Origin of the sequence: Moraxella sp. K1664 (assembly GCF_039693965.1) — a bacterium.
Lineage (GTDB): Bacteria > Pseudomonadota > Gammaproteobacteria > Pseudomonadales > Moraxellaceae > Moraxella.
This window is the reverse complement of record NZ_CP155576.1, coordinates 956,203-980,961: the sequence shown is the minus strand read 5'-3', so window position 1 is coordinate 980,961 and position 24,759 is coordinate 956,203. Positions and strand designations below refer to the sequence as shown.

The 24,759-nt window shown below is 42.0% G+C and carries 19 protein-coding genes, 3 pseudogenes, 1 CRISPR repeat array and 1 riboswitch; of the genes and pseudogenes, 5 read left to right on the top strand and 17 right to left on the bottom strand.

Translation table 11 applies throughout. The annotated features are described in order from the left end of the window. Positions 1 to 230: 230 nt before the first annotated feature. Positions 231 to 608, top strand: a complete 378-nt coding sequence (locus AAHK14_RS05050; RefSeq protein ID WP_065256285.1) for a hypothetical protein — start codon at positions 231 to 233, stop codon at positions 606 to 608. A 190-nt stretch (positions 609 to 798) separates the two neighbouring features. Beyond that, positions 799 to 1,449, top strand: coding sequence for a histidine phosphatase family protein (locus AAHK14_RS05045; protein ID WP_194092760.1), 651 nt, complete (start codon positions 799 to 801; stop codon positions 1,447 to 1,449). Between the two features lie 33 nt (positions 1,450 to 1,482). Here AAHK14_RS05045 and thiC read toward each other — a convergent pair whose 3' ends face one another. Both thiC and AAHK14_RS05035 read right to left on the bottom strand, forming a co-directional pair. Then, positions 1,483 to 3,345: a phosphomethylpyrimidine synthase ThiC gene (gene thiC, locus AAHK14_RS05040; protein ID WP_065256287.1), complete on the bottom strand. Its 1,863-nt coding sequence runs from the start codon at positions 3,343 to 3,345 to the stop codon at positions 1,483 to 1,485. 101 nt (positions 3,346 to 3,446) lie between these two features. After that, positions 3,447 to 3,556: riboswitch (TPP riboswitch) on the bottom strand. A gap of 260 nt (positions 3,557 to 3,816) precedes the next feature. Further along, positions 3,817 to 4,137 carry a hypothetical protein gene (locus tag AAHK14_RS05035; RefSeq protein ID WP_065256288.1) on the bottom strand — a complete coding sequence of 107 codons (321 nt, stop codon included), beginning with the start codon at positions 4,135 to 4,137 and terminating at the stop codon, positions 3,817 to 3,819. A 274-nt stretch (positions 4,138 to 4,411) separates the two neighbouring features. Here AAHK14_RS05035 and AAHK14_RS05030 point away from each other — a divergent pair, with 274 nt between their 5' ends. The 3 genes from AAHK14_RS05030 to AAHK14_RS05020 are packed head-to-tail and all read left to right on the top strand — an operon-like array spanning position 4,412 to position 6,560. Then, positions 4,412 to 4,723: a hypothetical protein gene (locus AAHK14_RS05030; RefSeq protein WP_062501215.1), complete on the top strand. Its 312-nt coding sequence runs from the start codon at positions 4,412 to 4,414 to the stop codon at positions 4,721 to 4,723. Continuing rightward, entirely contained in the window at positions 4,720 to 4,884 is a 165-nt protein-coding gene (locus tag AAHK14_RS05025) for a hypothetical protein (RefSeq protein ID WP_156471092.1), read from the top strand. The genes AAHK14_RS05030 and AAHK14_RS05025 overlap by 4 nt, the downstream gene beginning before the upstream one ends. Continuing rightward, complete coding sequence (locus AAHK14_RS05020; RefSeq protein WP_065256289.1) at positions 4,881 to 6,560, top strand: peptide ABC transporter substrate-binding protein; 1,680 nt, start codon at positions 4,881 to 4,883, stop codon at positions 6,558 to 6,560. The genes AAHK14_RS05025 and AAHK14_RS05020 overlap by 4 nt, the downstream gene beginning before the upstream one ends. Positions 6,561 to 6,632: 72 nt before the next feature. Here the strand turns inward: AAHK14_RS05020 and AAHK14_RS05015 are convergent, their stop codons facing one another. The 15 genes and pseudogenes from AAHK14_RS05015 to cas1f all read right to left on the bottom strand — a co-directional run bounded on the left by AAHK14_RS05015 (position 6,633) and on the right by cas1f (position 24,529). Beyond that, on the bottom strand, positions 6,633 to 7,553 hold the full coding sequence (locus tag AAHK14_RS05015; protein ID WP_264753555.1) for an IS3 family transposase: 921 nt from the start codon (positions 7,551 to 7,553) through the stop codon (positions 6,633 to 6,635). A 2-nt stretch (positions 7,554 to 7,555) separates the two neighbouring features. Next, positions 7,556 to 8,092 (bottom strand): helix-turn-helix domain-containing protein, encoded by a 537-nt coding sequence (locus tag AAHK14_RS05010; protein ID WP_065256690.1) that lies wholly within the window; start codon positions 8,090 to 8,092, stop codon positions 7,556 to 7,558. Between the two features lie 84 nt (positions 8,093 to 8,176). Further along, positions 8,177 to 9,355 (bottom strand): succinyl-diaminopimelate desuccinylase, encoded by a 1,179-nt coding sequence (gene dapE / locus AAHK14_RS05005; protein WP_065256195.1) that lies wholly within the window; start codon positions 9,353 to 9,355, stop codon positions 8,177 to 8,179. A gap of 52 nt (positions 9,356 to 9,407) precedes the next feature. Further along, positions 9,408 to 9,611: pseudogene (locus tag AAHK14_RS05000) on the bottom strand (transposase); the annotation flags it as partial. A 246-nt stretch (positions 9,612 to 9,857) separates the two neighbouring features. Next, positions 9,858 to 11,051, bottom strand: coding sequence for an MFS transporter (locus AAHK14_RS04995; protein ID WP_065256197.1), 1,194 nt, complete (start codon positions 11,049 to 11,051; stop codon positions 9,858 to 9,860). After that, positions 11,044 to 11,903 (bottom strand): annotated as a pseudogene (locus tag AAHK14_RS04990) (ThiF family adenylyltransferase). Before AAHK14_RS04990 ends, AAHK14_RS04995 begins: the two are co-directional and overlap by 8 nt. Before the next feature lie 412 nt (positions 11,904 to 12,315). Then, positions 12,316 to 12,633 (bottom strand): annotated as a pseudogene (locus AAHK14_RS04985) (IS1 family transposase); the annotation flags it as partial. Positions 12,634 to 12,775: 142 nt separating this feature from the next. After that, positions 12,776 to 13,381 (bottom strand): 2OG-Fe(II) oxygenase, encoded by a 606-nt coding sequence (locus AAHK14_RS04980; protein WP_065256199.1) that lies wholly within the window; start codon positions 13,379 to 13,381, stop codon positions 12,776 to 12,778. Between the two features lie 39 nt (positions 13,382 to 13,420). Continuing rightward, positions 13,421 to 14,158, bottom strand: coding sequence for a hypothetical protein (locus tag AAHK14_RS04975; protein ID WP_065256200.1), 738 nt, complete (start codon positions 14,156 to 14,158; stop codon positions 13,421 to 13,423). A gap of 90 nt (positions 14,159 to 14,248) precedes the next feature. Further along, the gene (gene gyrB / locus AAHK14_RS04970; RefSeq protein WP_065256779.1) at positions 14,249 to 16,684 is read right to left on the bottom strand and encodes a DNA topoisomerase (ATP-hydrolyzing) subunit B; all 2,436 of its coding nucleotides are present in this window, start codon (positions 16,682 to 16,684) and stop codon (positions 14,249 to 14,251) included. 123 nt (positions 16,685 to 16,807) lie between these two features. Then, positions 16,808 to 17,560: a CRISPR direct-repeat array (repeat unit 28 nt; unit sequence TTTCTAAGTTATCTATGCGATAAGGAAC). A gap of 177 nt (positions 17,561 to 17,737) precedes the next feature. Further along, positions 17,738 to 18,352: a type I-F CRISPR-associated endoribonuclease Cas6/Csy4 gene (gene cas6f, locus AAHK14_RS04965; RefSeq protein WP_065256780.1), complete on the bottom strand. Its 615-nt coding sequence runs from the start codon at positions 18,350 to 18,352 to the stop codon at positions 17,738 to 17,740. Positions 18,353 to 18,366: 14 nt separating this feature from the next. Next, a complete protein-coding gene (gene cas5fv, locus AAHK14_RS04960; protein ID WP_065256781.1) occupies positions 18,367 to 19,383 on the bottom strand; it encodes a type I-Fv CRISPR-associated protein Cas5fv in 1,017 nt (338 codons plus the stop codon). Between the two features lie 9 nt (positions 19,384 to 19,392). Then, positions 19,393 to 20,343, bottom strand: a complete 951-nt coding sequence (gene cas7fv / locus AAHK14_RS04955) for a type I-Fv CRISPR-associated protein Cas7fv (protein WP_227712967.1) — start codon at positions 20,341 to 20,343, stop codon at positions 19,393 to 19,395. 181 nt (positions 20,344 to 20,524) lie between these two features. Continuing rightward, entirely contained in the window at positions 20,525 to 23,566 is a 3,042-nt protein-coding gene (locus AAHK14_RS04950) for a CRISPR-associated endonuclease Cas3'' (protein WP_065273990.1), read from the bottom strand. 9 nt (positions 23,567 to 23,575) lie between these two features. Next, positions 23,576 to 24,529: a type I-F CRISPR-associated endonuclease Cas1f gene (gene cas1f, locus AAHK14_RS04945; RefSeq protein WP_065256782.1), complete on the bottom strand. Its 954-nt coding sequence runs from the start codon at positions 24,527 to 24,529 to the stop codon at positions 23,576 to 23,578. Positions 24,530 to 24,759 lie beyond the last annotated feature (230 nt).

Below are 24,759 nucleotides of genomic sequence, written 5' to 3'. Positions count from 1 at the left end.
GTTCAAGACCTATATAGCCTTTATCAGCGATGACAAACTGATAGTATGGTAGGGTGCGTAATACGCACCAATATGTTTTTAGGTATTTTTAATAGATAAGGTTTTTGGATAAATTGACAGGAAGTAAATTGCAATTCTCCCTTGTGAAATTATCAAATTTGGGTTATTTTATTGTATAAAAGGTGCGTGATATGTACTCTACGCCCAACTGAATAATCTTGGAAAATACCATGAAATTTAGCATTATCCGTTGTCTTATCGCTCTTATTTATATTCTATTTATGGTAAAAATAATGACAGAAGGCAATATTCAAAATGGCAAAGCCATTGTTTTATCCCTTATAAATATAATGCTAATACTCATCGCTATTTTTAATACCGACATTATCCTACCCAAGCAATTTACGCCACTTCATGAATTGGGCGTATTTGGCAGGGCGTGGCGAATGATATTTGCAGGGCTTGCGGTGTTGTGGGTCGGGGTTGTTTTTGTTGGGTTGATTTATGGACTTATCATAGGCAAATCCATAAGTGTAGGGCAGTTATTGGCAGTTAGCATTTTTGTTTTTGTGGGTTATGCAGGATTTAGAATGCTAACAGCAAAATAATGCCAAAACAGCGTACAAACTACTTCAAAGCAACAAAAAATCCAACATGGCGTTGGTTTTTTGTTCAGTCATAAATACACACCACGCACCGCCCAAACCCACGCCCATTCATTGCATTTTTACAATAATCACGCTACAATCATCATACTGCTAGCCCCCAAAATCAAAGATAAGTCCAAAACCAAACACCATGAAAAAATTCTACCTAATCCGCCACGCCCAATCCGAATCCAACGCAGGACACGCCATTCGCCCAAACCACGAGATTGCCATTACCAAGCTCGGACAGACCCAAGCCACAGACGTGGCGGACTGGCTCATCACACACGTCCCCACGCCTGATAAGGTCTTTGTATCGTCCTACATTCGCACGCACCAGACGGCACAGCCTTATTTGGATAGGACGAGCATGACTCCTGTGCAGATTGATGATTTGCGGGAGTTTAATTACCTAGATTATGAGCATATCAAGGATTTAACCCTGCCCCAAATCGTCAAAATGGCGGACGACTACTGGGTAACTAACGACAAAGCCCACACCGACAGCCCCACGACCGATAATTTTGTGAACCTTGCAGAGCGTGTTAAGGCGGTGCGTGATGTGTTTGATGTCTTACCAGACGGTACTTATGTGGTCTTTACGCATGGTATGTGGCTGGGTATGCTCATGTGGCAACTTATGCTTGGCTATCATGGGGGCGAGTGTCCACGCCTGTTTAACATGATAAAATTTAGAGAATTTGAGCTTGCCGTCCGCCCCAAAAACTGCGAAGTCTATCTGATGATAAGTGATGACGGACACAATGCGATAAGCAAGGTGAGAGCTAGGGGCGATGATTGACCCTAAGCCCTTTTTCCTTATTGCAATCTATCACTACACCACCCGATAAAGCTGACTGCCCCCTTCTTTATACTTATCCTTCATCTCGTCCATGCCACGAGCGTATTCTCGCACGTTTTGCGTGATTTTCATCGAACAAAACTTTGGACCACACATTGAGCAAAAATGTGCCGATTTATGGGCTTCTTTTGGCATGGTCTCATCGTGCATTGCCCTTGCTGTGTCAGGGTCTAGGGCAAGGTTAAACTGGTCTTCCCAGCGAAACTCAAACCGTGCCTTAGATAAGGCATTATCACGCACTTGGGCAAGCGGGTGTCCCTTGGCAAGGTCGGCGGCGTGGGCGGCGATTTTGTAAGTGATGATACCGTCTTTTACGTCCTTTTTGTTGGGCAGACCCAAATGCTCCTTTGGCGTAACATAGCACAGCATTGCCGTACCATACCAGCCAATCATCGCCGCCCCTATCGCACTGGTGATATGGTCATAGCCAGGGGCGATGTCAGTCGTCAGAGGCCCTAGCGTATAAAATGGGGCTTCGTGGCAATGCGTGAGTTGCATCTGCATATTTTCTTTAATCATGTGCATGGGAACGTGCCCTGGCCCTTCTATCATCACTTGTACGTCATGCTCCCACGCGCGTTTGGTTAGCTCGCCAAGCGTTTTTAATTCGCTAAATTGAGCTTCATCATTGGCATCTTGAATACAGCCTGGTCTTAGCCCATCGCCCAAACTAAACGCCACGTCATAGGCTTTGGCGATTTCACAAATCTCATCAAAATGCTCATAAATAAAATTCTCCTTGTGATGAGCCAAGCACCACTGTGCCATGATTGACCCACCCCGAGAGACAATGCCCGTCAAGCGATTGGCGGTGAGTGGCACATAACGCAGTAGCACCCCTGCATGAATGGTAAAATAATCCACGCCCTGCTCTGCCTGCTCAATGAGCGTATCCTTAAAAATCTCCCACGTCAAATCCTCCGCCACGCCACCTACCTTTTCCAACGCCTGATAAATCGGCACCGTCCCAATCGGCACAGGGCTATTGCGGATAATCCATTCTCGTGTTTCGTGGATATTTTTGCCTGTGGACAAATCCATAATTGTGTCCGCTCCCCAGCGTGTCGCCCACGTCATTTTGGCGACTTCTTCATCAATGGACGAACCTAGGGCGGAGTTGCCGATATTGGCGTTAATTTTTACCAAAAAATTTCGCCCAATAATCATCGGCTCGCTCTCTGGGTGATTGATGTTACACGGAATAATCGCTCGCCCTTCTGCCACTTCTTTACGCACAAATTCAGGGGTAATCTCTCGTATTTTCGCCCCAAAATTCTCCCCCTGATGTTGGCGTAAATCCACGCCATCACGCTGTTTGCCATTTTCACGAATGGCGATGTACTCCATCTCAGGCGTGATAATGCCCTGTCTGGCATAGTGCATTTGGGTTACGTTTTTGCCACGTTTGGCTCGTCTGGGTTTGGCAATGTGAGCAAAACGAATGTCCGCCGTGCGAATGTCGTTTAGCCGAGCTTTACCAAAATCCGATGTCAAACCGTCCAAAACGTCCGTATCATCACGCTCGGCAATCCACGTCTCACGCAGTTTGGGTAAGCCTTGATTTAGGTCAATGTGAACGCTTGGGTCGGTATACACGCCTGATGTGTCATACACCAAAATCGGCTCGTTTTTTTCAAAACCGTCCTGTTTACCATTTTGGCTAAGACCTATGGGCGTGTCGGTCAGCGTAATCTCACGAAACGGCACACGAATGTCCGCTCGTGAGCCTTGCACATACACCTTTTTGGACGCAGGCAGGATACGAGTTAAATCCTTAGCGTCCTGTTCGTGTTGATTGATAAGTTCGGTTGGGGATTGATTTGCGATTTGGCTCATCATAATATCCTTTTTAAATGGCTAATAAACAAATCAAGCCATCAAAAATCTTATGATGAAAAAGAATTATTGATATCAATCAATAATATACAGAATTTTTAAGATTTTGAAAACTTGATTTCCTACGGCGGTACGAACCGCATCAGGTTCAACGGATTTTGTGGCATAACCACAATCTCGGCAACTTTGGGTTGCACTCCGTCAAGTTGGTAACATTATAACAAATATTAGGGCAATAAAAAAGCATGACACACATTTGCCAAGCTTTAACCCAAACCAAATATTTAAAGCAATAATAGTACATTATGGTAAATTAACCCCAATTCATATCAATTTTATCTCTTTAAATAATGCCTTTGTAGGGGCGTGTTGCACACGCCCATTGGTAAGCTATGCCTGCCCATAATACGAAAAACCGTTACCCGCAGGCAAGTTTGTGGCGAACGGTTTCCGTAGTAAAATTCAATTGTGTTAACTGTAATAAATAACGCCAAAAGACAACAAGGTAAATACTAGCAACAACCCATAACCTATTTTATTAAACCATTTTAATTGTTCATCAGAATAATCACGTTTTGAAAAATAAGCATTTACCAAAAAATTAATGCCAAAACCTAAAACAAAAATCATAAGCCAAACTAATACCCAATTATTTTGATTAAGTGGCAAATAAGAATAGATAATTTTTGAAAAGGATATAAAAATTAACACCCAAAATCCCGTAACCGCCATGCGAACACCTTCATTTCGGTTAAGCCATGGTGCGCTAAAAAATTTGGTTAACTTGGTCATTATTTTCCTTGTTTGATTTGACGTAAAAAAATAATACTATAACAAAATCACACCCCATTATCAATTATTATTTATTCTCATTTGCTTGGATAAGTTCGCTCTCCATCTGTCATAAGGCATCAGCTACGCCCCAATTTTGCTTGATGGCTTGACTGCCACAAAAGGCAAAAGTGATTTGCCCCAATGCACTCTTTTGTGATAGAGTACTTAGGACTCATATCAAAAACATCATCCATGCTTTTGGTATCGCCAACAACCCATTTTAGGGCAAACCATGTACAAATTCATCGCCTACATCCCCGAATCCGACCTAGAAAACGTCAAGACCGCCCTATTTAACGCAGGGGCAGGGCAATTTGACGGATATAGCCATTGCTCTTGGCAAGTGCTTGGCGTGGGGCAGTTTAAACCCTTAAAAGGGGCAAACCCTGCCATCGGTCAGATTGATAAGATAGAATACGTCCCCGAATGGCGGGTTGAGACCATCGTCCCCGATGATAGGCTCATGGACGTGGTGCGTGCCTACAAATCGGCTCATCCTTATGAAGTGCCAGCGTATGATGTCTATCAGATGGTGGATGTGTGAGTGCATGGCTTTTCGTGTCTGGTGCAGACATGATGAACCAAGCCATTTTATATGCCAAAATGATAAAGATATATGTCATAATGGAATTTAGACTTTGCATAAAAAGCCCTGATAATAGGGTGTATCAAGACATATCGCAAATCACGATGGAGCTGACATGACAAGCCAATCCTTTAAATTTTCCAAAAAATCCCTAGTCCTTGCCCTGCCTGTGTGCTTACCGCTATTTTTTGGGGCGTGCAGTCAGCCCCAAAACCAAGCCCAAACGGGCGATACCGCCGACAAGACAAGCGAGACCAAGGCGGACACGACCACCCCAAAATCCGACCGTGATACGCTCATCATCAACAACGGTGCCGAAGTCGGTTCGCTTGACCCGCACAAAACAGGGGGCGTGCCCGAGTCTGGGCTTGCTCGTCAGCAGTTTGTGGGGCTTGTCAGTACAGATTCTGATGGCAATCTTGAACCTGCCATTGCCGAAAGTTGGGAGAGTGCCGACAACAAGGTGTGGACGTTCAAACTGCGTGATGCCAAATGGTCAAATGGCGAGCCGATTACCGCCCATGACTTTGTGTTTAGTTTTCAGCGTATGGTTGACCCAAAGACGGCTGCCAACTTTGCCAACTATGTGGCAGACGCTAAGTTTGTGAACGCAAGCGACATCATCGAAGGCAAAAAAGCCCCCACCGAGCTTGGCGTGAAAGCCATTGATGATAAGACCGTTGAGATTACCCTATCCGAGCCTGTGGCATTTTTGCCTGATATGCTTACCTATACCGCCATGCGACCTGTTCCCAAAAATGTGGTAGAAAAATTGGGCGATGACTGGTCAAAAATTGAAAACATCGTGGTAAATGGGCCATACATCATCAAAGAGCGTGTCATGGGCGAAAAAATCGTCCTTGCCAAAAACCCCCATTATTATGATGCCGACAAAGTTGCCATTCCAAACCTTGTGCTACTACCGATTGATTCTGGGCAGACAGACTACACCCGTTATCAAGCAGGCGAGATTGATGTTACTTATACCGACATTCCAAGCGATATTCTTGCCAAAGCCGACAAAAATGAAGTCAAAACATCGCCATCGTTTTGCTCGTATTATTATGAAATGAACGTCAACAAACCACCCTTTGATGATGTGCGTGTTCGCCGTGCGATGACCTTGACAATGGATAGAGAGCTGATTGCCGAAAAAGTGGCGGCTCGTGGCGAGACCCCTGCCTATCAGATGACCCCAAAAGTTACTGCCAACAACCCCAATTACACCCCCGATTGGCAAAAACTTGACAAAACCGCTCGCATTGCCAAAGCCAAACAACTGCTGGCGGATGCAGGCTACAATGAGCAAAATCCTTTGAGATTTGAGCTACTCTACAACACCAGCGAAAATCATAAAAAAGTGGCAGTAGCAGCTCAGTCCTTATGGCACGAAGCCCTTGGCGAGACCATCAAGATTGAGCTACACAACCAAGAGTGGAAATCCTACCTTGCCACTCGCCGCAACCACGAACACCAGATGGCTCGTGCGGCATGGTGTGGCGACTATAATGACCCTGCTGCCTTCTTAAACGTCATGAAAACCAAAGGTTCTGGCAACTATGGGGCGTATTCTAGTGCCGAATATGACAACCTGCTAAAAACCGCCTACACCGCCAACAGCCCCGAGGAGCGTGCCAAGGTGTATCATGAGCTTGAAGCGATTTTGGACAAAGACGTACCAAATGTGTGGGTATATCATCAAGTGAATGTGCGTGTGGTGAAACCGCATGTCAAAGGCTACTCAACCAAAGATGCTCTTGGCAACTGGCAAGCTCGCCATTGGTCGTTTAAGTGATGTAGGTTTTTAAATCAGGAAAAAGGGCGAATCACTGAACCGACCCCCAAATCTTAGACATAAGATTAAAGGTTAGGTTGTTGCAAGTGGTTGTATTAACCCTAATTGGACTAAGTTTCTGTACTTAACAGGACTTAGTCCTTTTAATTTGCTCTTTATTCTATCATGATTGTAGTAGTGTATGTACTCATCAATCACTTGTTTAAGTTCATCTGTTGATGTAAATGTGGTTGTCTCATAAAATATCTCTTGTTTTAGCGTACCAAAGAAGCTCTCTATCACAGCATTATCCAAACAATTGCCTTTTCTTGACATGCTTTGGGTTAAGCCTTGTTCTTTTAGGGTTTGTTGATACTGGTGCATTTGATAGTGCCAGCCTTGGTCTGAATGAATGATGGGTTTGTCATCCATCTTTTCTTGGCTTAGCTTGGATAGGGCATCATTTAACATCTCTTTGACCAACTCATACGTTGGTCTGTCCTTCATCGTATAACTGACAATCTCACCATTAAACAAGTCGATGATGGGCGATAGGTAGAGTTTTCTTTGAATGACACTGCCATCATTTGCCTTGTCTTGTACTTTAAACTCTGTGATGTCTGTTGCCCACTTTTGATTGGGTTTGTCTGCTTTAAAGTCTCTTTTGAGTATATTGTCCTGAATGGTATCTTTGCCCATTGTGCCTTTGTAAGTATTAAACTTACGTTGACGACGAACCAATGCTTTGAGTCCAAGTTTAGCCATCAGTCGTTGCACTCGTTTATGATTAATGACCATGCCTTTTTGGGCAAGCTGATTGTTAAGCTCTGATGTGATTCTACGATAACCATACCTGCCCTTGTGTTGGTGGTAGATGTGGTTAATGTGTTCTTTTAAGTCAAGGTCTTTGTCAGGCTTTGTACTTTGACGAATGTGGTAATAAAACACACTTCTTGGCAAGTTTGACACTGCCAATAAGTCAGCAAGTTTGTGCTTATGCCTTAATTCTTGGATGATCAGGACTTGTTCTTTGTTTGTACTGATTGTTCCTTTTGACGAATTAAGGCATCTAGCTTTTTTAGATAGTCATTCTCTGCTCTAAGATAGGCAAGTTCATCAAGCAAATCATCCACACTTTTTTCGTGGTCTTGTTTGGTTTTCCAAGTTGATTTGGTTTTATTAGCGTTGTGTTTGTTTGACATTGCTTTTTTGCCTTTGGGTTTGGGTATTAGTCCCATTATACCAAAGGCTTGGTAGGACTTTAACCAAGTTGACAGTAAAGAAGGTTGTGGCAGATTAAGCTCTATGGCAAGTTGTGTAAGCGATTTGCCCTGTTGTATGGCTTGAACGGCATTAAGCTTAAAATCTGTGTCATAGACAGCCTTTGTGTGTCGTCTTTTTATGCCATCAATGCCATGTGCTTGATAGAGTTTAACCCATAGCTCTACGGTTGTGTGGTTTAGATTAAAGTGTTTGGCGGTTTGTTTGTAGCCATGATGATTAAGATAATACCCAATCACAGACAGTTTAAAGTCGGTTGTGTATTTTGCCATAAAAAGCACCCCAAAGGTTAGTGTGTCTAACTTTTGGGGTGCGGTTCACACTCGCCCTTTTTGTTATGCCGATTTATAAATTCATCACACAATCAACCTTTCCAAAATCTTGCCATAAATCAGCGTTAATCTCTCCAAATCATCGACCGCCACTTTTTCATCTATCTGATGAATGGTGTCGTTTAGTACGCCAAGCTCAACCACTTGGGCGTTCATAATCGGAGCGATAAACCGCCCGTCCGATGTTCCGCCCGATGTGGACAGCTTACTGTCCGTGCCTGTAACGTCGTGGATGGCGGATACCACCGCATCCACAAACTCGCCTTTTGGGGTCAAAAATGGCTCGCCTGATAAGCTCCATTCAATGTCATAAGTCGCCTTTGAATTGGCAAAATGCTTATCCAAAATGGCGTGAGTTTTTACCTGTAAGCTCTCGGCGGTGTTTTCGGTGCAAAAGCGAAAATTAAACAGCACCTCCACATCATTTGGTATCACATTGGTCGCCCCTGTACCGCCATTTATGTTGGAGATTTGCATACTGGTGGCAGGAAAATAGTCGTTGCCCCTATCCCACTCACACGCCACAAGCTCGGCAAGGGCGGGGGCAAGCTCGTGCATGGGATTGACTGCCAAATGTGGGTAGGCGATGTGCCCTTGTTTACCCGTTACGATAAGTTTGGCATTTAGTGAACCACGCCTGCCATTTTTGATGACATCGCCAAGCACGCTTGTGCTGGACGGCTCACCCACCAGACAATAATCCATACGCTCGCCCCGTTTGGCAAGCTCCAATACCACCTTGTGCGTGCCGTTAATCGCCACGCCTTCTTCGTCTGCGGTGACAAGCAGTGAGATATCGCCTTTGTGGTTGGGGCAAGTCTTTATGAACTCATCACACGCCACACAAAAACAGGCAATGGCGGTTTTCATGTCAGATGCCCCACGCCCCCACAGATAGCCGTCAGCCACAGTCGCCGAAAAAGGCGGATACGTCCATAGGCTCTCATCGCCCACAGGCACGACATCGGTATGCCCTGCAAAGCATAGGTGGGGGGCGGTGGGGTCGCTTCCTTTTTTCTTGGCGTAGAGATTTTTGATTTGGGCGTTTTTGCCGTTGTCATTTGGGTCGCCAAAATACAAAAATTCACAGTCAAAGCCTAAGTTGCCCAAATATTCTGCCAAGATATTTTGGCAGTCAAAATCATTGGGCGTAATGGACAGCTCTTTTAATAGGGTGGTGGATAGGGATAAGGTGGGGGTCATGGGAGTTCCTTAAAGTACTCAACTTTAATTTTGGGGCTGTGGTAGATAAATCTTAAACCTCACACCATTTTCTCAATACTTCAAGCTGATGAGATGGTAAACCATAATTAAAACGAAACTCACACTCTTTCATAAAGAGATGAAAGTATTTCTTGTTAATTCCGTTGTATTTTTTAAGTATTCGTTTGGCTTGCGACCAGAAATTTTCAATGCCGTTGATGTGGTTGTGGTCTTTTACAAACTCTTTTGAGTGATTAGGGCGTGCCTGCCTTTTGTATTTGCAATGAAAATCACGAAAAATCGCACGTTTTTCAAGGAAAAAGCAAAGTTTGATAGTCGTTCTATCAAACGAGCTTTTGACGATAAAAAACAAGATTTAGCCATTTTTCATGCAAAAACGATTAGTTTATTTATAAAATATTTCTATATTGTAAATAGTGTTATAAAGGGCAGGCACGCCCTAGTATATCACATTGTGTAATCTACTACAGCCCCTTAATTTTTAACCATTCTTGTCTTTTACTCTAAGAGTTATAAACGCACTAACTGCACCTAGAACCAACCCAAAATAAACTATTACACTCGCTCCAAATTTATCAGAAATAAATCCCACAAGAAGTAGCATAGACGCTGTTAGTAATCTTAAAACAGTATTTAAAACCATATCATACTTAGCCCTAATACAAGATGGAATATTGGCGTGTATTTTTGAATTGGTGGCTGTAACTAAATATCTGATGGAGAAAATATTTGCACATATGCCTAATACAAATAGAACCAACCCTAAATATCCTCGTATTTGTAGAGAAATAATACAAAAAAGCAATCCTAAGAAAAATATTGATAAAATATAAAAATCAGAAAACACGTTATATTTTTCTAGAATTTTTCCAGAAAAAGACTGTACTAACATCATTAAAAATAAAACCAAACCTAATATAGATTCATTACTCTTAACCATATCAAAGATATCAATGATAATCTGCCAATATTGAATAATTATCTGAAAATAGAGACTAAATATTAAAAAAAGAAATATACTTTTTTTATAAAATTCAAATTTTTCAAAAATTAAGGCAAAAGATTTTTTATCAAAAATCTTTGATGAAGGGTTATTCTCAATTGCTGTTTTGCAATTAGGCAAATAAAACGTACCTAACATAAAAACTATAAACATCATGATTGAAGTTAGTAAAAATAAATCACTCTTCAAGATCTGGTACAACACGCCACCAATCAAAGATGCAATCGACATGAATAAGAATTCAAGATAGGACTTTTTTCCAAAAATCTTCTTAGTATCATTATCATCAAATTGGCTATTATAAGTATCTACAAGGTATCCATGATTATTATTTTGAAAGACACATAACGACAACGCATTAAATAATTCTGCCAAAAAAAACAATTCAAAACTATTACCATTGCTATTGCCCGCCATATAGCTTAATAAGAGCCAAATAAAAGAAAAGAATACAGCCAACACATAAAGGTACTTTCTATCCATTCTGTCGGATATTAGACCTACAATAAACCCCAAGGCTAATATAATCAAGGCTTGAAAACTCTTTATTATACCAACTTGATACAAGCTCAAACCACTGATGATCATATAGATAGTTGAAGATGCACCGATGAGCATTCTGGTCGAAGATACGGATACTTCGCTTAAAATTAATCTTTTGTATTTATACATGATATTCACCGCCACAATAAATACAGTTAGGGGATTTCTCTATTTTTATTTTTTCTAATAAAAAAGTTTTATTATGTATGCCAATAATATTATTAATACTTAGCATACCATCATAATCTTTAGCGAAGAATTTAATGATTTCTGATGAAATCATTGCTCCTGCAAAAAAATTATTTACTATGGTTGATGGAGCCTTATAGGCATTATTAATCCTAATAACTTTTTCATCATAATTGGTTCTTTCCAAATAAATATCCTTATTACAATACAAGCAAGATGTGAGTTCTGGAATATAAAATGGTCCAATTGTAGAAATATCATTAATATATCCCACCCCAACCATTGGTATTTTTTTATGACAACAATACTCATTCATCAAAGATAGGCAATAGTCATCATCTGCCGAACTAATTATCAAGTCAATATTTTCAATGCTTTCTAAAATTTCTTGTGAAATTTTGTGAGATATAATATTTATGATTAGATTTTTATTTATGTTTTCCAATTCTCTTTTTATTATATCGACTTTTTTGCAACCAATATCGCATTCTCTAAAAAAAACTGCCTATTTAGATTGGTTTTTTCTATTATATCATCATCAACCAAAGTTATTTTTTGAACCCCAAGGCTTGCAGTTAGATAAGATATAATATTGCCAATGCCCCCAGCACCCACACATACTATATGCGATCTAGATATTGCTTTTTGCACTAAATCACTATCATAACCTAAGGTTTCATAATAAAGATGGTTCCTGCTATATCTATCACTAAAATCAATTTTTTTAGGTAAAATATATCTGTTGTTTAGTAGGTACTGTAAACAATATTCATCAATTTCATTGGCTTTCATGAAGTTTATGATATCGATTTCTTTTTTGCCATCTAGACAAAAATCACACAAATCAACCAACTTATCAAAAAACTTAATGTCAGCAGTTAATTCCTGTTTACTACCAGATGATATAACATAATTTTTATCATCTAATATTCCAAAGCTAATTTGTTTTGATGTATAGTACATGAATTATTCCTTTAAAATTAATAAAGCTTACCACCCATTTTTAAAATTTTAAAAATAGTAAAGTAAGTGGTAAGCTTCTTAACTACACAAACTGGTGTTTGTCTATTAATTTAGTTGTGTGAACGGCCTAGCATGGCTACCTCCTTATTAATTCTTTGGTTAATTTAGAAAATTTATTATAACGAGCGGTTAGCATGATGTCAATAATTTTAGAAAACTTTCTAGCAGTCCAAAAAGTATGCTACACCCACCCATGGTTGATATAATGAAACACCAAGTCAAATGCTTTAAGATGATTGGTTGGGTTTTTAGAGAAACAACACGTTTTTCTAAATGCTCGCCTAGCAAAGGTTCTAAGCCTTGTGTTATTGCCTTCAATACCAACGGTAAAGCGTTTGCCCACTTGTTTGATAGAGTGCTTAAAAGCAACAAGAAAGCCATCCCAATCATCACAAGCAATTTTGTTAAAACTTATACCTAAACTCATCAATTTTGACCTTAACTGTTTGGCAGTAGCAAGGTTTCGTCTGCCCCATACATAGGCAACAATCTCACCTGTGTGTCCGTCATAAATATAAGCAAATCCTAATTAAAGGATGCTTCATTATAGGCTTTTAAATTTCATAGGCTTTTAAATTTCCATTACCTAATTTATGAATTAAAATTTGATGAGATTGATTGATAATTTTTTTAATCTGTCATTATAGAACTCTGTTATCACGTCTTAACCACGTTGCAATAGAAAACCGAGTGCGATTGGTAATTTCTGCTTGGTGTAACAGATTGCTATCAAACACCACAAGACGATTAAGTTGTGGTAAAAGCTGGGTAGTCTCGCCCACTTTATCCACCACCGTTATCGCACCGCCATTGTCCGCCGTCCAGTTATCATTTAAATAAAACACCGCAGAGATGACCCGCTCATCTCGCCCTTTGGGGTTGTCCGAGTGCCATTTGTAGCCAAAGCCTGACGGATAGCGTGCATAATGGGCTTCTGATGAGCGAATGCCTGTATATAGCGTGGCGTTAAAATACCGTCCAAGCTCGTCAATCGCCCCAAGGTACGCCGACCCCACAGAGCAGGTCTCATCAATCCAGCGAATGCTGTCGCCACGAATGGCGGTTTCTCGCTCGCCATGGGTAAGATGAGCTTCTTTGTAGTCTATAAATCCGCTCTCAGCTTGTAAGGCGGTCAAGTCGTCTGCACCAAACACATCATCAAGCACCATGGTACCTGTGGCGATAAAATCATCAAGTTTGGGGTCTATTAGGGCGTGCCAGTCGGTAGCAAATAGCGTGGTTGTCATGGTGTGTCTCTATGAAAATGTTAATACCAAATACCAAAATCAAATCCCAAGCATCTCCATCGCCCGCACAAGCTCGCTCTCGCCCTTGGCGGTCAGTTGCACTCTGTGCGTGAGACTCACACAAGGCTTGATAAGCTCTCTTTTTAGCATCTCATCGGCAATGCCTGCTTCCACCAAATCGCCAAAGCGGGTGGGATTGGTCGGATCACCCACGATAAGCATCATGGCGGACAACAAAGACAGCTCCAAATCCAGCTCAGGACTGATGTTATTTGGGTCAAAGGGTGTATCGGCAAGCTCGTCCATTTCATCGGCATATTGGGGTGGTATCTCGCCCACGGCTTTGATGACGGCAAAGTGATAGCCGTCTAAGTCATCGCTTTGGGTGATTTTTTCAATGCGAATGCGATGTAGCCAATCATCACCAAAATCAAACCAATAATAGATGTATTCTTTTTCGGCTAAACTTAGCTCATCTAGCGTGGTCGATGTGGGGTGGATTTTATTTTCGCTGGCAAATAACTCATCAGCCAACTGCCAACTGTCATCTAGTAGAACGTATTCATGACAATCATTAAACAGTTTATTAAAACTGTCCATTTTGCTCCGAGCGATAAAAAACTGCCAAAGATGTTCGTCATGGCGTTCAAACAGGTTAAATATCTCTTGGTGCAATTCGTCAAAGCGGATGTTGCCCGACACTTCGACAATGCGGTGCAACTCGTTAATGGGATAATGCGGTTCTACTAAGGATATTTTTAGGCGGTAGGTGTTCATGGTTTGTCCTTGGTATTTTGTTTGATAAATTTCGGTGTGTTATCGCCAATTTAGAAAAAGGGCGAATATCTCGCCCTTGTCATTAAGTCGTCAAGTATCAATATCCGCATTCAACGCATTTTCTTCAATAAACACCCGTCTTGGCTCAACCTCATCGCCCATTAAGCAGTTAAACAAGCGGTCGGCCTCAATGGCATCTTCTATCGTGATTTTGAGCATATTGCGGTTTTCGGGGTCCATGGTCGTCTCCCAAAGCTGGTCGGCATTCATCTCGCCCAAGCCCTTATAACGCTGAATGGCAAGCCCACGGCGAGCCTCTGCCATAAACTGCTCCCACAAATGGTCAAAATCCTTCACCGCAAAATCTTTATCGCCCCGTCTGATAAAGCTCTCATCGGTCAGTAGCGTGTTCCAAGTGCTTGATAATTTTAGCAATTTGGCATATTCGCCCGAATTGACAAATAAGGGGTCAAGCGTATAATGCTGGGGCAGTTTATGCACAAAAATGGTGATTTTTGGCAAAAACGTCTGGGCGGTCTCAGTGTCCGCACCGCCCACAGGTTCTAGACTTACCTGTGGCGACAGCTCGCTTGCCTTATCATTTAGCACATTTAGCAATGTATCCGCCCATGCTTGCAGTGCCACTTTATCTTTTAGCATCTCATTTTCTAGCTTTGGCACAAAAGTTAGGGCGTCGATGAGACTGGCAGGATATCTTTGGCTTAGGCGGTTTTTGGTGTTTTGGGCAAGGCTATAATCATTCAATAAATTTTCCAACGCCTCGCCACGAATGGCAGGGGTGTCTTTGCTCAAAAATAGTTGGTTGTCGTCAATCGTGGACGACAAGAGATAAGATTTTAGAGCGTCATTGTCTTTTAGGTACAGCTCTTGTTTGCCTTTTTTGACCTTATAAAGTGGCGGTTGGGCGATGTAGATATGCCCACGCTCGATAAGCTCAGGCGTTTGACGGAAAAAGAACGTGAGCAGTAGCGTGCGAATGTGCGAGCCGTCCACGTCAGCGTCCGTCATGATGATGATTTTGTGATAGCGAAGTTTGTCAGGGTTGTACTCATCTTTGCCAATGCCCGTGCCGAGTGCCGTGATAAGCGTGCCGACTTCGGCAGATGACAGCATTTTGTCAAAACGGGCTCGCTCCACGTTTAGGATTTTCCCCTTTAAGGGCAAAATCGCCTGCGTTTTTCGGCTACGTCCTTGCTTGGCAGAACCGCCTGCCGAGTCCCCCTCCACAAGGTACAGCTCGGACAAGGCAGGGTCTTTTTCTTGGCAGTCCGCAAGTTTACCCGGCAGACCTGCGATGTCTAGCGTGGTCTTACGGCGTGTCATCTCACGAGCCTTGCGAGCGGCTTCTCTTGCTCGGGCTGCGTCTAGGATTTTGCCTGCGATTGCCTTGGCAGACGCTGGATTTTCTAACAAAAACTCGGACAGCTTTTCGTGCATGACCGTTTCAACGGCAGATTTGACTTCACTAGATACGAGCTTGTCTTTGGTCTGTGAGCTAAATTTGGGGTCTGGTACTTTGACCGACACAATCGCCACAAGCCCTTCACGAGCGTCATCGCCTGTTACCGCCACTTTTTCTTTTTTGCCGATGTTTTCGCTATCCATGTAGGCGTTGAGACAGCGAGTTAATGCCGAGCGAAAGCCCGACAAGTGCGTACCACCGTCTCGTTGGGGAATGTTGTTGGTAAAGCACAAAACCTTTTCGTTATAACTGTCCGACCACTGCAAGGCGACTTCCACGCCAATGCCGTCCGTGCTTTGGGCGGTAAAATGAAAAATGTCGTTTAGGGTTTGTTTGCCGTCATTGATGTAGCCGACAAATTCGCCAAGACCGCCTTTATGCTCAAAAATATGTTGCGTGCCGTCTCGCTCATCGGTCAGCACAATACGCACGCCTGAGTTCAAAAAGGAGAGTTCACGCAAGCGTTTGGCAAGAATGTCATAATCAAAAATCGTCCCTGTAAAAATCTCATCGCTTGGATAAAAGCGAACTTCGGTGCCTTTTTTGTCGGTTTTGTCAAGGCGTTTTAGGGGGAAATCAGGCACGCCGTCCGTGTAGTCTTGGGTGTGGGCATAGCCGTCTCGCCAGATGTTGAGCGTGAGTTTCTTAGACAGGGCATTGACCACCGACACGCCCACGCCATGCAGACCGCCTGAGACTTTGTAGTTGTTGTCGTCAAACTTGCCCCCTGCGTGCAAGACCGTCATGATAACCTCGGCTGCCGACACGCCCTCCTCGGGGTGAATATCCACAGGAATGCCTCGTCCGTTGTCCGACACCGACACCGACTCATCGGCATGAATGGTAACCAGCACTTCATCGCAATGCCCAGCGAGTGCCTCGTCAATGGCGTTATCCACCACCTCAAACACCATGTGGTGCAAGCCCGAACCGTCATCGGTGTCGCCAATGTACATACCAGGGCGGACTCGTACCGCTTCTAGTCCACGCAAAACTCGCACGCTACTGGCATTGTAGTCGTTGGTAGGAAGTTGCTCGCTCATAAAAATCCTTTGGCATACGCCTAATTCTTTGAAAAATGTGGGTTATTATAGCATTTTTTTGCTTTGTAAGCTATCTGTGCGGCGTGGATTGTATTGAGTTGTATTGCGATACGGTTCAATACAATTTTAAGTTATCTGTGTGATAAGGAACCCTCTATGCGATTAAAACGCACAATATCCGTTTTTCTAAGTTATCTATGCGATAAGGAACTTGATGGCACTGTGTTTTGAGTTGGATTTTACTTTCTAAGTTATCTATGCGATAAGGAACAATGGGTGTTGTTCTCATTTAAGAGTTTACAATTTCTAAGTTATCTATGCGATAAGGAACCCCTTGCCTTGCCCCTATCCAATTCTTGATACTTTTCTAAGTTATCTATGCGATAAGGAACGGTACTACCAAACACCAATTTGCTATCAGTAATTTCTAAGTTATCTATGCGATAAGGAACAGCATAAAGGCTACGGTAAACATCAGTACAAATTTCTAAGTTATCTATGCGATAAGGAACTATCATCTCGCAAATAATCTGCTAGGTCATCGTTTCTAAGTTATCTATGCGATAAGGAAGCTTATATAGCAAGGGTTAGCAGGGGTATGATTTTTCTAAGTTATCTATGCGATAAGGAACGTCAAAGTTGTCAAAAGAGCGATTGAGATTAGCTTTCTAAGTTATCTATGCGATAAGGAACTGCAGGGGCTTTTTGGGCATTAAAATACCAATCTTTCTAAGTTATCTATGCGATAAGGAACGTTAGCCTAGTAATGCACCAATCTCTGCATCTATTTCTAAGTTATCTATGCGATAAGGAACTTGAGTGAGTTTTGGGGGTTTTTGAATAGCGTATTTCTAAGTTATCTATGCGATAAGGAACTAGAATTATACAACATAAAACCCACTTATATCAAGACTTAAAGCCATATTTTGGGCATTTACCCAATGTTTTTTAGCCTTGTTATAAGTAGTTGATTTTTATCAAGTTTTTAAATAGTCAAAAAATAAAGGGCATAAACCTGTATCATACCCCTTATTTTAGCACAACCAAACTCAATCACCAATGTGGAACAGTTGCCTTATCCGTCATCGCTCCGCCTTGATTGTGCATACCATAGACCGTAAACTCGCCGTCCACCGCCTTATCCACGACTGTTTGTTTGACATACAGCCGATACGGCACTTGATTAGTTTGGCTGAATAGCTCAATAAACGGATACGCCTTTGGCTGTTTTTTGTACGCCAAACAATGCTCCAACGCCTGCTCCACCGTCAGATTTTTAAACTCGGCAAATCGCTCGGCTTGTTTTTGCAAACCCGCTCGCTGTTGGCGTTCTACCACCACATAGCCTGTCGCACGCTCGCCCACGTCCGCTATCGCTTTGATATGCACATAGTCGGTCAAGCGGTCAAACCATTTGGCAAGGTCTAGCTTTTCAAACTCATCACGGCTTGGGGCAAATATCCGCAAGCGACTGCCCAGCGTGGCAAACGTCTTGCCGTCTCGCTCCACATAGCGATAATTGGGGAATGCCACACCAATGGTACGAATACCATGTGTATTTGCCACGTCTGCTAGGGCGATATGAAGCTGATTGTAGAGCTTGCTCCATATCGCATAGGGCGGTATGTCATCGTTTGGGATTAGGTTAATCTCTTGATACACTTTCATCATATTATCCTTATTTAGCGTAGGCGAATGTCATCAACATAAGCAAGTCCCTTTTTGCCCAGATAAAATGACGACACGCCTGCATTATCAATCATTTGTTTTAGGGTTTTGGCTTGTTCGGTGTCAATATCCAAATGAATTTCAAGCTGTCCGCTTGCTTTGGTTAGGGTGTGGTTGATTTTGCCTTCGCCTGGGGCAAACTCTTCACGGATATAGGGATTGCCATAAATCAGCTTTTTCGCCCCTGTGGTGTATTTATCCATAAAGTCTTTGTAAGTAAAGCCATTGTTGGAAATGCCACTAATACCACCCATTTTTGATTTGGCACTACTCATATCATAGCGTTTTTCAAGGCGTTGCATTTGTAGATACAATGCCGAACAATACATGGGTAATAACAACTGCAAACCCTTGGCATTGAGCGGTTTGTATTTTTCAAAATGACTTGTCAGCTTATCAGACGCTTGTTTGATATGATTTTCATAAGCGATAGGTTTTAGCTTTTGAATCACTGCCAACTGATTTAAGATATGCACAGGGCTTAACTCAAAATCAGGCGGTAATTGAATGACTTTATCATCATTCATAATAAAGTCGCATAATTCATCAACCGATAATGTCAGCACCGCCCAAAACTCCGCCGAATAATCCGACAAAAATATGGGGTCATTGACCTTTATCATACCTGTAAAAGAGTTCTGGTCGGTACTGCCTTTCATATTGCGAATATAGGCAATCTCATGATTGATAACGCTTGGCGTATCTACAAAACTAATCTGATTTTCCAAATTGGCAAAACAATAATCATCACTTTGGCGAGCCTGATAGAGCTTTCGTTGGTCGCCAATCAAACGGCACAGCACACCCATGACGGTATTATGGCTTACCGCTCGGGCATGAAAATTCTCTGCTTTGCCAAGCTCGGTCATTGAAGCAACAAAATTTCGCCCTTTTTTGGGCAAGGGTTCATCGTTACTACCGTCCAAAAATGAATTTCGCCACGATGATTCATAGTGAATGATAATTCTCATCACGCCCCCTTATTTGGCTTCAAAATAAACCGCATAATCGCTCATCTTTTGGGGATTGGCTTGTTCAGGGGTGCGTTTGATACGCATCATCTTGTTGCTGTCGTTATAATCCACACTCAGCTCGTCCACATACATATAGCCTTTGGCTTGACGGATAAACAGCTCGCCAATCAAATCCAGCGTGGTCTGCACCAAAATATCAATGGCAACTTCATCAAGCAAAATACCTACTTCGCCTTGCTCATAAATTGTCCCTTTACGCACATAATTGGCTTGGAACGTGGCTTTTGGCGTACGGCTTGGGTCTAGCGACTGAATAAAATCTTGCACCTTTTGGGCAATCTCATCGCCTTGATTGTCCTTGATAATCATCGCACAACGGTCAAATTTGTTATCTAATGAAATAAACTGCAACTGCTCAATGCTGATAGAGCCATAGGCGGTATATTTGGTATCGCCGAAGGTTGTTTTTGAAAAGAATGACGAACTGTCTCGCTCGCCTGCTTGCCCAAACTGCTCAAAATTCCCATTGCCAAGCTCATCAATAAAATCTTCAAGCAATAGTGGACTGGTGCGTTTGCATTGACTGGCAGGCACAACATAACCACGCACCAACCCTGTCAATGACGCAAGCACTTTATCCAAGCCTTTTTCGTGAGCAAAATGCAAATCAAAGGCTTGTTCACGAAACAGATGATGACGGATACAGTTTTGGCTGATATAGAGTGGCGTTTCTTTAAAATCAATGTCAGTGGCTTCTTTTTTGTATTTGTAGCCCGTCTCTTCCTTGATTTTGCCTGTCAAATTGGTATAGCCACGCAATTTTGGCAGAGTGTGATTATCCACCGTACGCCCTTCACTGCTTAGTGTGGTTGGGCCATTCCAGTTTACCACGCCATAGCCATATGCTGTGATTTTAAAATCAACGCTTTTAACACCTGTTACTTTTTGAATGCTCATTACTGGTTCCTTATAAAGTTAGATAATGCTGGCTTATGCCAACGGTACAATTGTAGCATTGGTTAAAACCAATTTCAACCTTAGTGCTCTTATAAAAATAAAATTTTGTGTTATACTAAGTCATCATTGTACAGATGACTTAGCAATTAGTACTCTTAATATTCCTTACCGCATAGGTAATTTACTCATCATCGCCAACCTGAGTTGGGTTTTGCAGTCTGTCCACAGGCATCATACCCACCGCTTGTTTGGCGGTTTTGACATAATACATGGCAAAAGGGTGTCTTGCCCTATCGCCACCAACCACCGCCAAATCCTGCTCGGTATAGCTTAGATAAATCGGAAATTCAGGCGAGCGAGCCAGTTTTAGAAGCTCCCACGCATTTTTGGCTTGTTTAAATGTTTCATTGGGGTGTTTTTCCGCCATGATATTGTGGTGTTTTTTACGCATAAATTCCACCAAATTTTTGTTCTCATCTCGCATCTCAAAACGCCCACCTTGAATCCTATCCACACTTTCGGTCAAGCCGATAATCATCTCACGATGATTGGTGTTTTCATCATAGGCATACTCATCAACAAATGTGGGATTGAGCTGATTATCCACTTCGCATACCGCCATTTGTACAAAACGGTTATCCCCACGCAAGGACGTGCTGGCGATTTTCATCACGCTGTCTTTTTGTTTTGTTCGAGTGGGGGTGCTCATCGGGTCAATGACTTTTTTGTTGATAATGTCTCGGCTTTGTTTGAGTGATTTTTCTATGTCATCTTGGATTTTTCTTTCACTGTCTTTATCTTGATAAAATGCTTGATAAATTTCATACAATTGATTTAATCCAATGTGTTTGATATTGTGAATTGACAAATAATTGGTCAAAAATTCATACCACGCCAAACTGCTTTGCCAACTGTTTAGACTTGCCAAAAATTTTGCTTGACTGCTACTTTGTTTTTTATTATCAAAACTTTTGGGATAAACAACGGTATAAATGCTGACTTGGTCATTTTCGCCAAACCGATTTAACCGCCCCAAACGTTGTAGGTAATTTTCGGCATTGGTAAAATCGCTAAACATTCGCTCGCAACTGATATTTAATGACGCTTGTACAATAGGGCCACTTCTTAATAAATCATATCTCCCAGAGCCATTTTGTTTAAAGCTGTCAAATACCTTGTCAAAATATGCTTTTTTATCTTGGCGAGTATATTTTGAGTGTAGCAAAATTGCATTTTCATCTTGTTGGCGCAACAAAAATCCAAGCTGGGCATCTTGGGCGGTATTACTAATCACAAATGTGGTTTTGTTTTTATCCACATTATCCAAAACAAGCGGACTTTTTTGCTCGGTTTCATCAAAACTGATAAATTGCAATTCGTATTGCGATGTATTAAAACTTGGCATACGCACGATATAATTTTCATCAATGCCCAATACATTTTTGACAAAATAATCGTGCGGTGTGGCAGAGACAAGCAATACATTGGCATTTGCTTTGCGTAATTTTTTAGCTTCAATCAACTCGGCAAATAATAAATTTAATGCAGGGATATTGATGATTTCGTGAAACTCATCAAATACAATATGAGCATTCATAAAATCAAATAGCCCCACGACTTTTTGATGTGAAATGATGTTATTAACCACTTGATCTATTGTGGCAATGACAATATCGCCAGAAAAATAATCCTGTGGCAAGGTATCATCAGTATTATCAAAATCTACGCCTTGACCGATTATCTTTTTGTATTCGCCTGTAAAAATCTCAATTTGACAATCAGGCAAATAATCCGCCTGCGTCAAATCGTGCAACAGCCCCAAACATACCTGCACTCGGGGACACACCCAAATAATTTGTTTGGCGTGGGTGTTTAATGCCCATTCTAGGGCGATTTTGGTTTTGCCACAGCCTGCTGGCCCTTGTAGAACGGCGATATTATCTGCATTGGCAAATTCGGCATCGTCTTTTAATTCCGCCAACGCTTTGGCAATTTGACTTTGGGCAATATTGCGTTCGCTGTTTGGGTATTTTTGCTCAAAATTATTTAGGCATTGTGCAATGCCTTGTCTTAAAACGTTATTATCCGACAGCTCACCAATGTCTTTATCATCTAAAAGGCGAATTAAACTGCCTTCATTGATATATTCTTGTAAATCATCAGCCGATAATGCCGATACCCACCTATCTGCACAAATTACCGCCATTCTTACCAAATTATTTAACGCATTGGGGCGGATTTCATTAACAAAATCTTTAATATTGTTTGAAATGTCGCTGTAATTTTTATAATTCGGTGTTGAGCTATTGACACATTCACACTGATATTGCCAAAACGGAATGAGTAATTCTGTACCGTCATTAAAATGCTTGGCGATTTGTTGAATGTCTTTTAATACATTACTGACTTTGGTTGGCATATTATCGCTTGTTTGTAAGGTTTCTTGCCATAATTTATCAATGCCTTGTGATGATTCAAAAAATTTCTCGTTTTTGGTGCGATAAGGGCGAGTGTGATGCCAATAAATACCGTGAGCAATTTGTTCTTTTTGGCTGGAATTTAATGTATTATTTTCACGCAGTAGCGATAATGCCAAAATCCAAGATAGTTCGTGATGACGTGGATGATTTTCAAAATTAAATTTGGCAAATCCTTTATCACTGCCATTGATATGCACGCCGTCATCAGATAAATAAATCTCTTCATCGGTTTTATTAAGTTTTTTGGCAAGCCACGTTTGAAATTGTGGGTCTAATTTGCCCATATCGTGTAATATTCCTGCGATAAATGCCGATTGAGCCAATCTATCATCATCAATTTCCAATTTTTTAATCAAATGATAAGCAATAAATCCCACTGCGAATAAATGATGACTTAATAATTGACCGTGAGAGTTGGCAAAAAATGTTTGGTTAACAGCAATATCCATAAATAACTCCATAGAAGTACGATTCACAGGCACATAACCTTGATGATTAAAAGCAGATTTATTCCCCACCACCCACACAAGCTCGGTGCGGTGGCGAGTGGCGATACGGTGGCAGGCGACCGCAGTGGATTTACTGGCGGTGGATTTTAACAGCTCATACACCGTTTTTAGACCGATTTCAGTAATGTTGGTTTGCCAAACGTTGTCGCCAATGCGATTAGCAAAAGCATCCAAAATCTTGCGAGTACGCTTAATGGCTTTTTTCTCACATTGAGAAATAAAGGTTACAATCATGCAAAATCCTTATTCAAATTCCTTGTTTAGAGCAAGCCCCTTTACCGTCTCAAACATCACATCAAGGGCGTGATAATTGGTAAAATAAGACAGGCACAGTTCACGAAATTCCTGCTCACGGACGTTATCAGACGCACACATAAAGGCAAGTGGCAGGATAATTGTATCTTTGACAATGTCGGCAATATCAAACACCAACGCCCCACGCCGTGTCTTGCCGTGCATGACCGCAAATCCGTGGGCAATGCCAAGCACCCAAGCAGTGGTCGCCCCCAAGCCATATGCCAAATAATTGCCGTGATTTAAAAATTGATTGGCTTTGTCCACACCGTCATAATCACGGCTAAATCCCTTATAGCCTGTGTGTTTGACGGCAAATTTATACAGCTCTTTGGTCATACGTCCTTCTAGGGCGAGCAGGTCTGAGACGCTATTTTGCCCTAAAATTTGGGTGCGGTAATGATTTTGTAAGCTTATGATTTCATCAGATTTACTATCAAAGCCCGCCCCACGCAAGTCCTTATCACGCCCCCACACGTCATTCATAAAATCAAGCCGAGCCATTTGCAAGCGTTTTGCCATAGCGAGACGTTTATCATCGTCCCACCACCACGACAGCCAGCCTTGAATGTACTCGGTGGGGCGATATTCTGATTGTGGCGTCAGCCACTCAATCTCACTCCCCATAAATAAAGGCGTGCCACCGCCCCCACAAAAGCCAATCAGCACGCCTGCACTTGCCAGTAGCCTTACCGCAGATTGGGTAATGGACGTGCCTGTGCCAAGCAGTATCACGGTGGTGTTGGCAATGGGAATATTGTAGTAGAGATTTTCTTTTTTACTTTCGGTCAGATACAGCACTCGTCCGTCTTTTTGCATGACTCGGCAATGCTCTAAATAATACAGATTGGCACGTTTGGAATGTAAAATGGTTTTTAGGTCGGTGGGGCGTAGGGTGTCCATGTGTTATCCTTACAAATAACATGGATATTAACAGATGTGTACTGTGCCGTCAATCGTTGGGGCGGATTGGGGTGGGTTTGGATGGTTGTATTTTGGGCAGACGTGCAGGGGCATGATGGACTTATACCACAGTTTGCATGTAAGAAATAAGCATGTTATATCAACATTAAAAGGACGTGCTCAGCACGTCCCTACAAAGCCTGTAGCAAATATTAAGTTTGTTAGGTGTA

Coding starts and splice junctions, on each gene's coding strand:
- gyrB (WP_065256779.1), bottom strand. CDS start 16,684: ATGAGCGAGCAACTTCCTACCAACGACTACAATGCCAGTAGCGTGCGA.
- cas7fv (WP_227712967.1), bottom strand. CDS start 20,343: ATGAGCATTCAAAAAGTAACAGGTGTTAAAAGCGTTGATTTTAAAATC.
- AAHK14_RS05045 (WP_194092760.1), top strand. CDS start 799: ATGAAAAAATTCTACCTAATCCGCCACGCCCAATCCGAATCCAACGCA.
- AAHK14_RS04975 (WP_065256200.1), bottom strand. CDS start 14,158: ATGAACACCTACCGCCTAAAAATATCCTTAGTAGAACCGCATTATCCC.
- cas6f (WP_065256780.1), bottom strand. CDS start 18,352: ATGAAAGTGTATCAAGAGATTAACCTAATCCCAAACGATGACATACCG.
- AAHK14_RS04950 (WP_065273990.1), bottom strand. CDS start 23,566: ATGATTGTAACCTTTATTTCTCAATGTGAGAAAAAAGCCATTAAGCGT.
- dapE (WP_065256195.1), bottom strand. CDS start 9,355: ATGACCCCCACCTTATCCCTATCCACCACCCTATTAAAAGAGCTGTCC.
- cas5fv (WP_065256781.1), bottom strand. CDS start 19,383: ATGAGAATTATCATTCACTATGAATCATCGTGGCGAAATTCATTTTTG.
- AAHK14_RS04995 (WP_065256197.1), bottom strand. CDS start 11,051: ATGTATAAATACAAAAGATTAATTTTAAGCGAAGTATCCGTATCTTCG.
- AAHK14_RS05010 (WP_065256690.1), bottom strand. CDS start 8,092: ATGGCAAAATACACAACCGACTTTAAACTGTCTGTGATTGGGTATTAT.
- thiC (WP_065256287.1), bottom strand. CDS start 3,345: ATGAGCCAAATCGCAAATCAATCCCCAACCGAACTTATCAATCAACAC.
- AAHK14_RS04980 (WP_065256199.1), bottom strand. CDS start 13,381: ATGACAACCACGCTATTTGCTACCGACTGGCACGCCCTAATAGACCCC.
- AAHK14_RS05050 (WP_065256285.1), top strand. CDS start 231: ATGAAATTTAGCATTATCCGTTGTCTTATCGCTCTTATTTATATTCTA.
- AAHK14_RS05030 (WP_062501215.1), top strand. CDS start 4,412: ATGTACAAATTCATCGCCTACATCCCCGAATCCGACCTAGAAAACGTC.
- AAHK14_RS05020 (WP_065256289.1), top strand. CDS start 4,881: ATGACAAGCCAATCCTTTAAATTTTCCAAAAAATCCCTAGTCCTTGCC.
- AAHK14_RS05035 (WP_065256288.1), bottom strand. CDS start 4,137: ATGACCAAGTTAACCAAATTTTTTAGCGCACCATGGCTTAACCGAAAT.
- cas1f (WP_065256782.1), bottom strand. CDS start 24,529: ATGGACACCCTACGCCCCACCGACCTAAAAACCATTTTACATTCCAAA.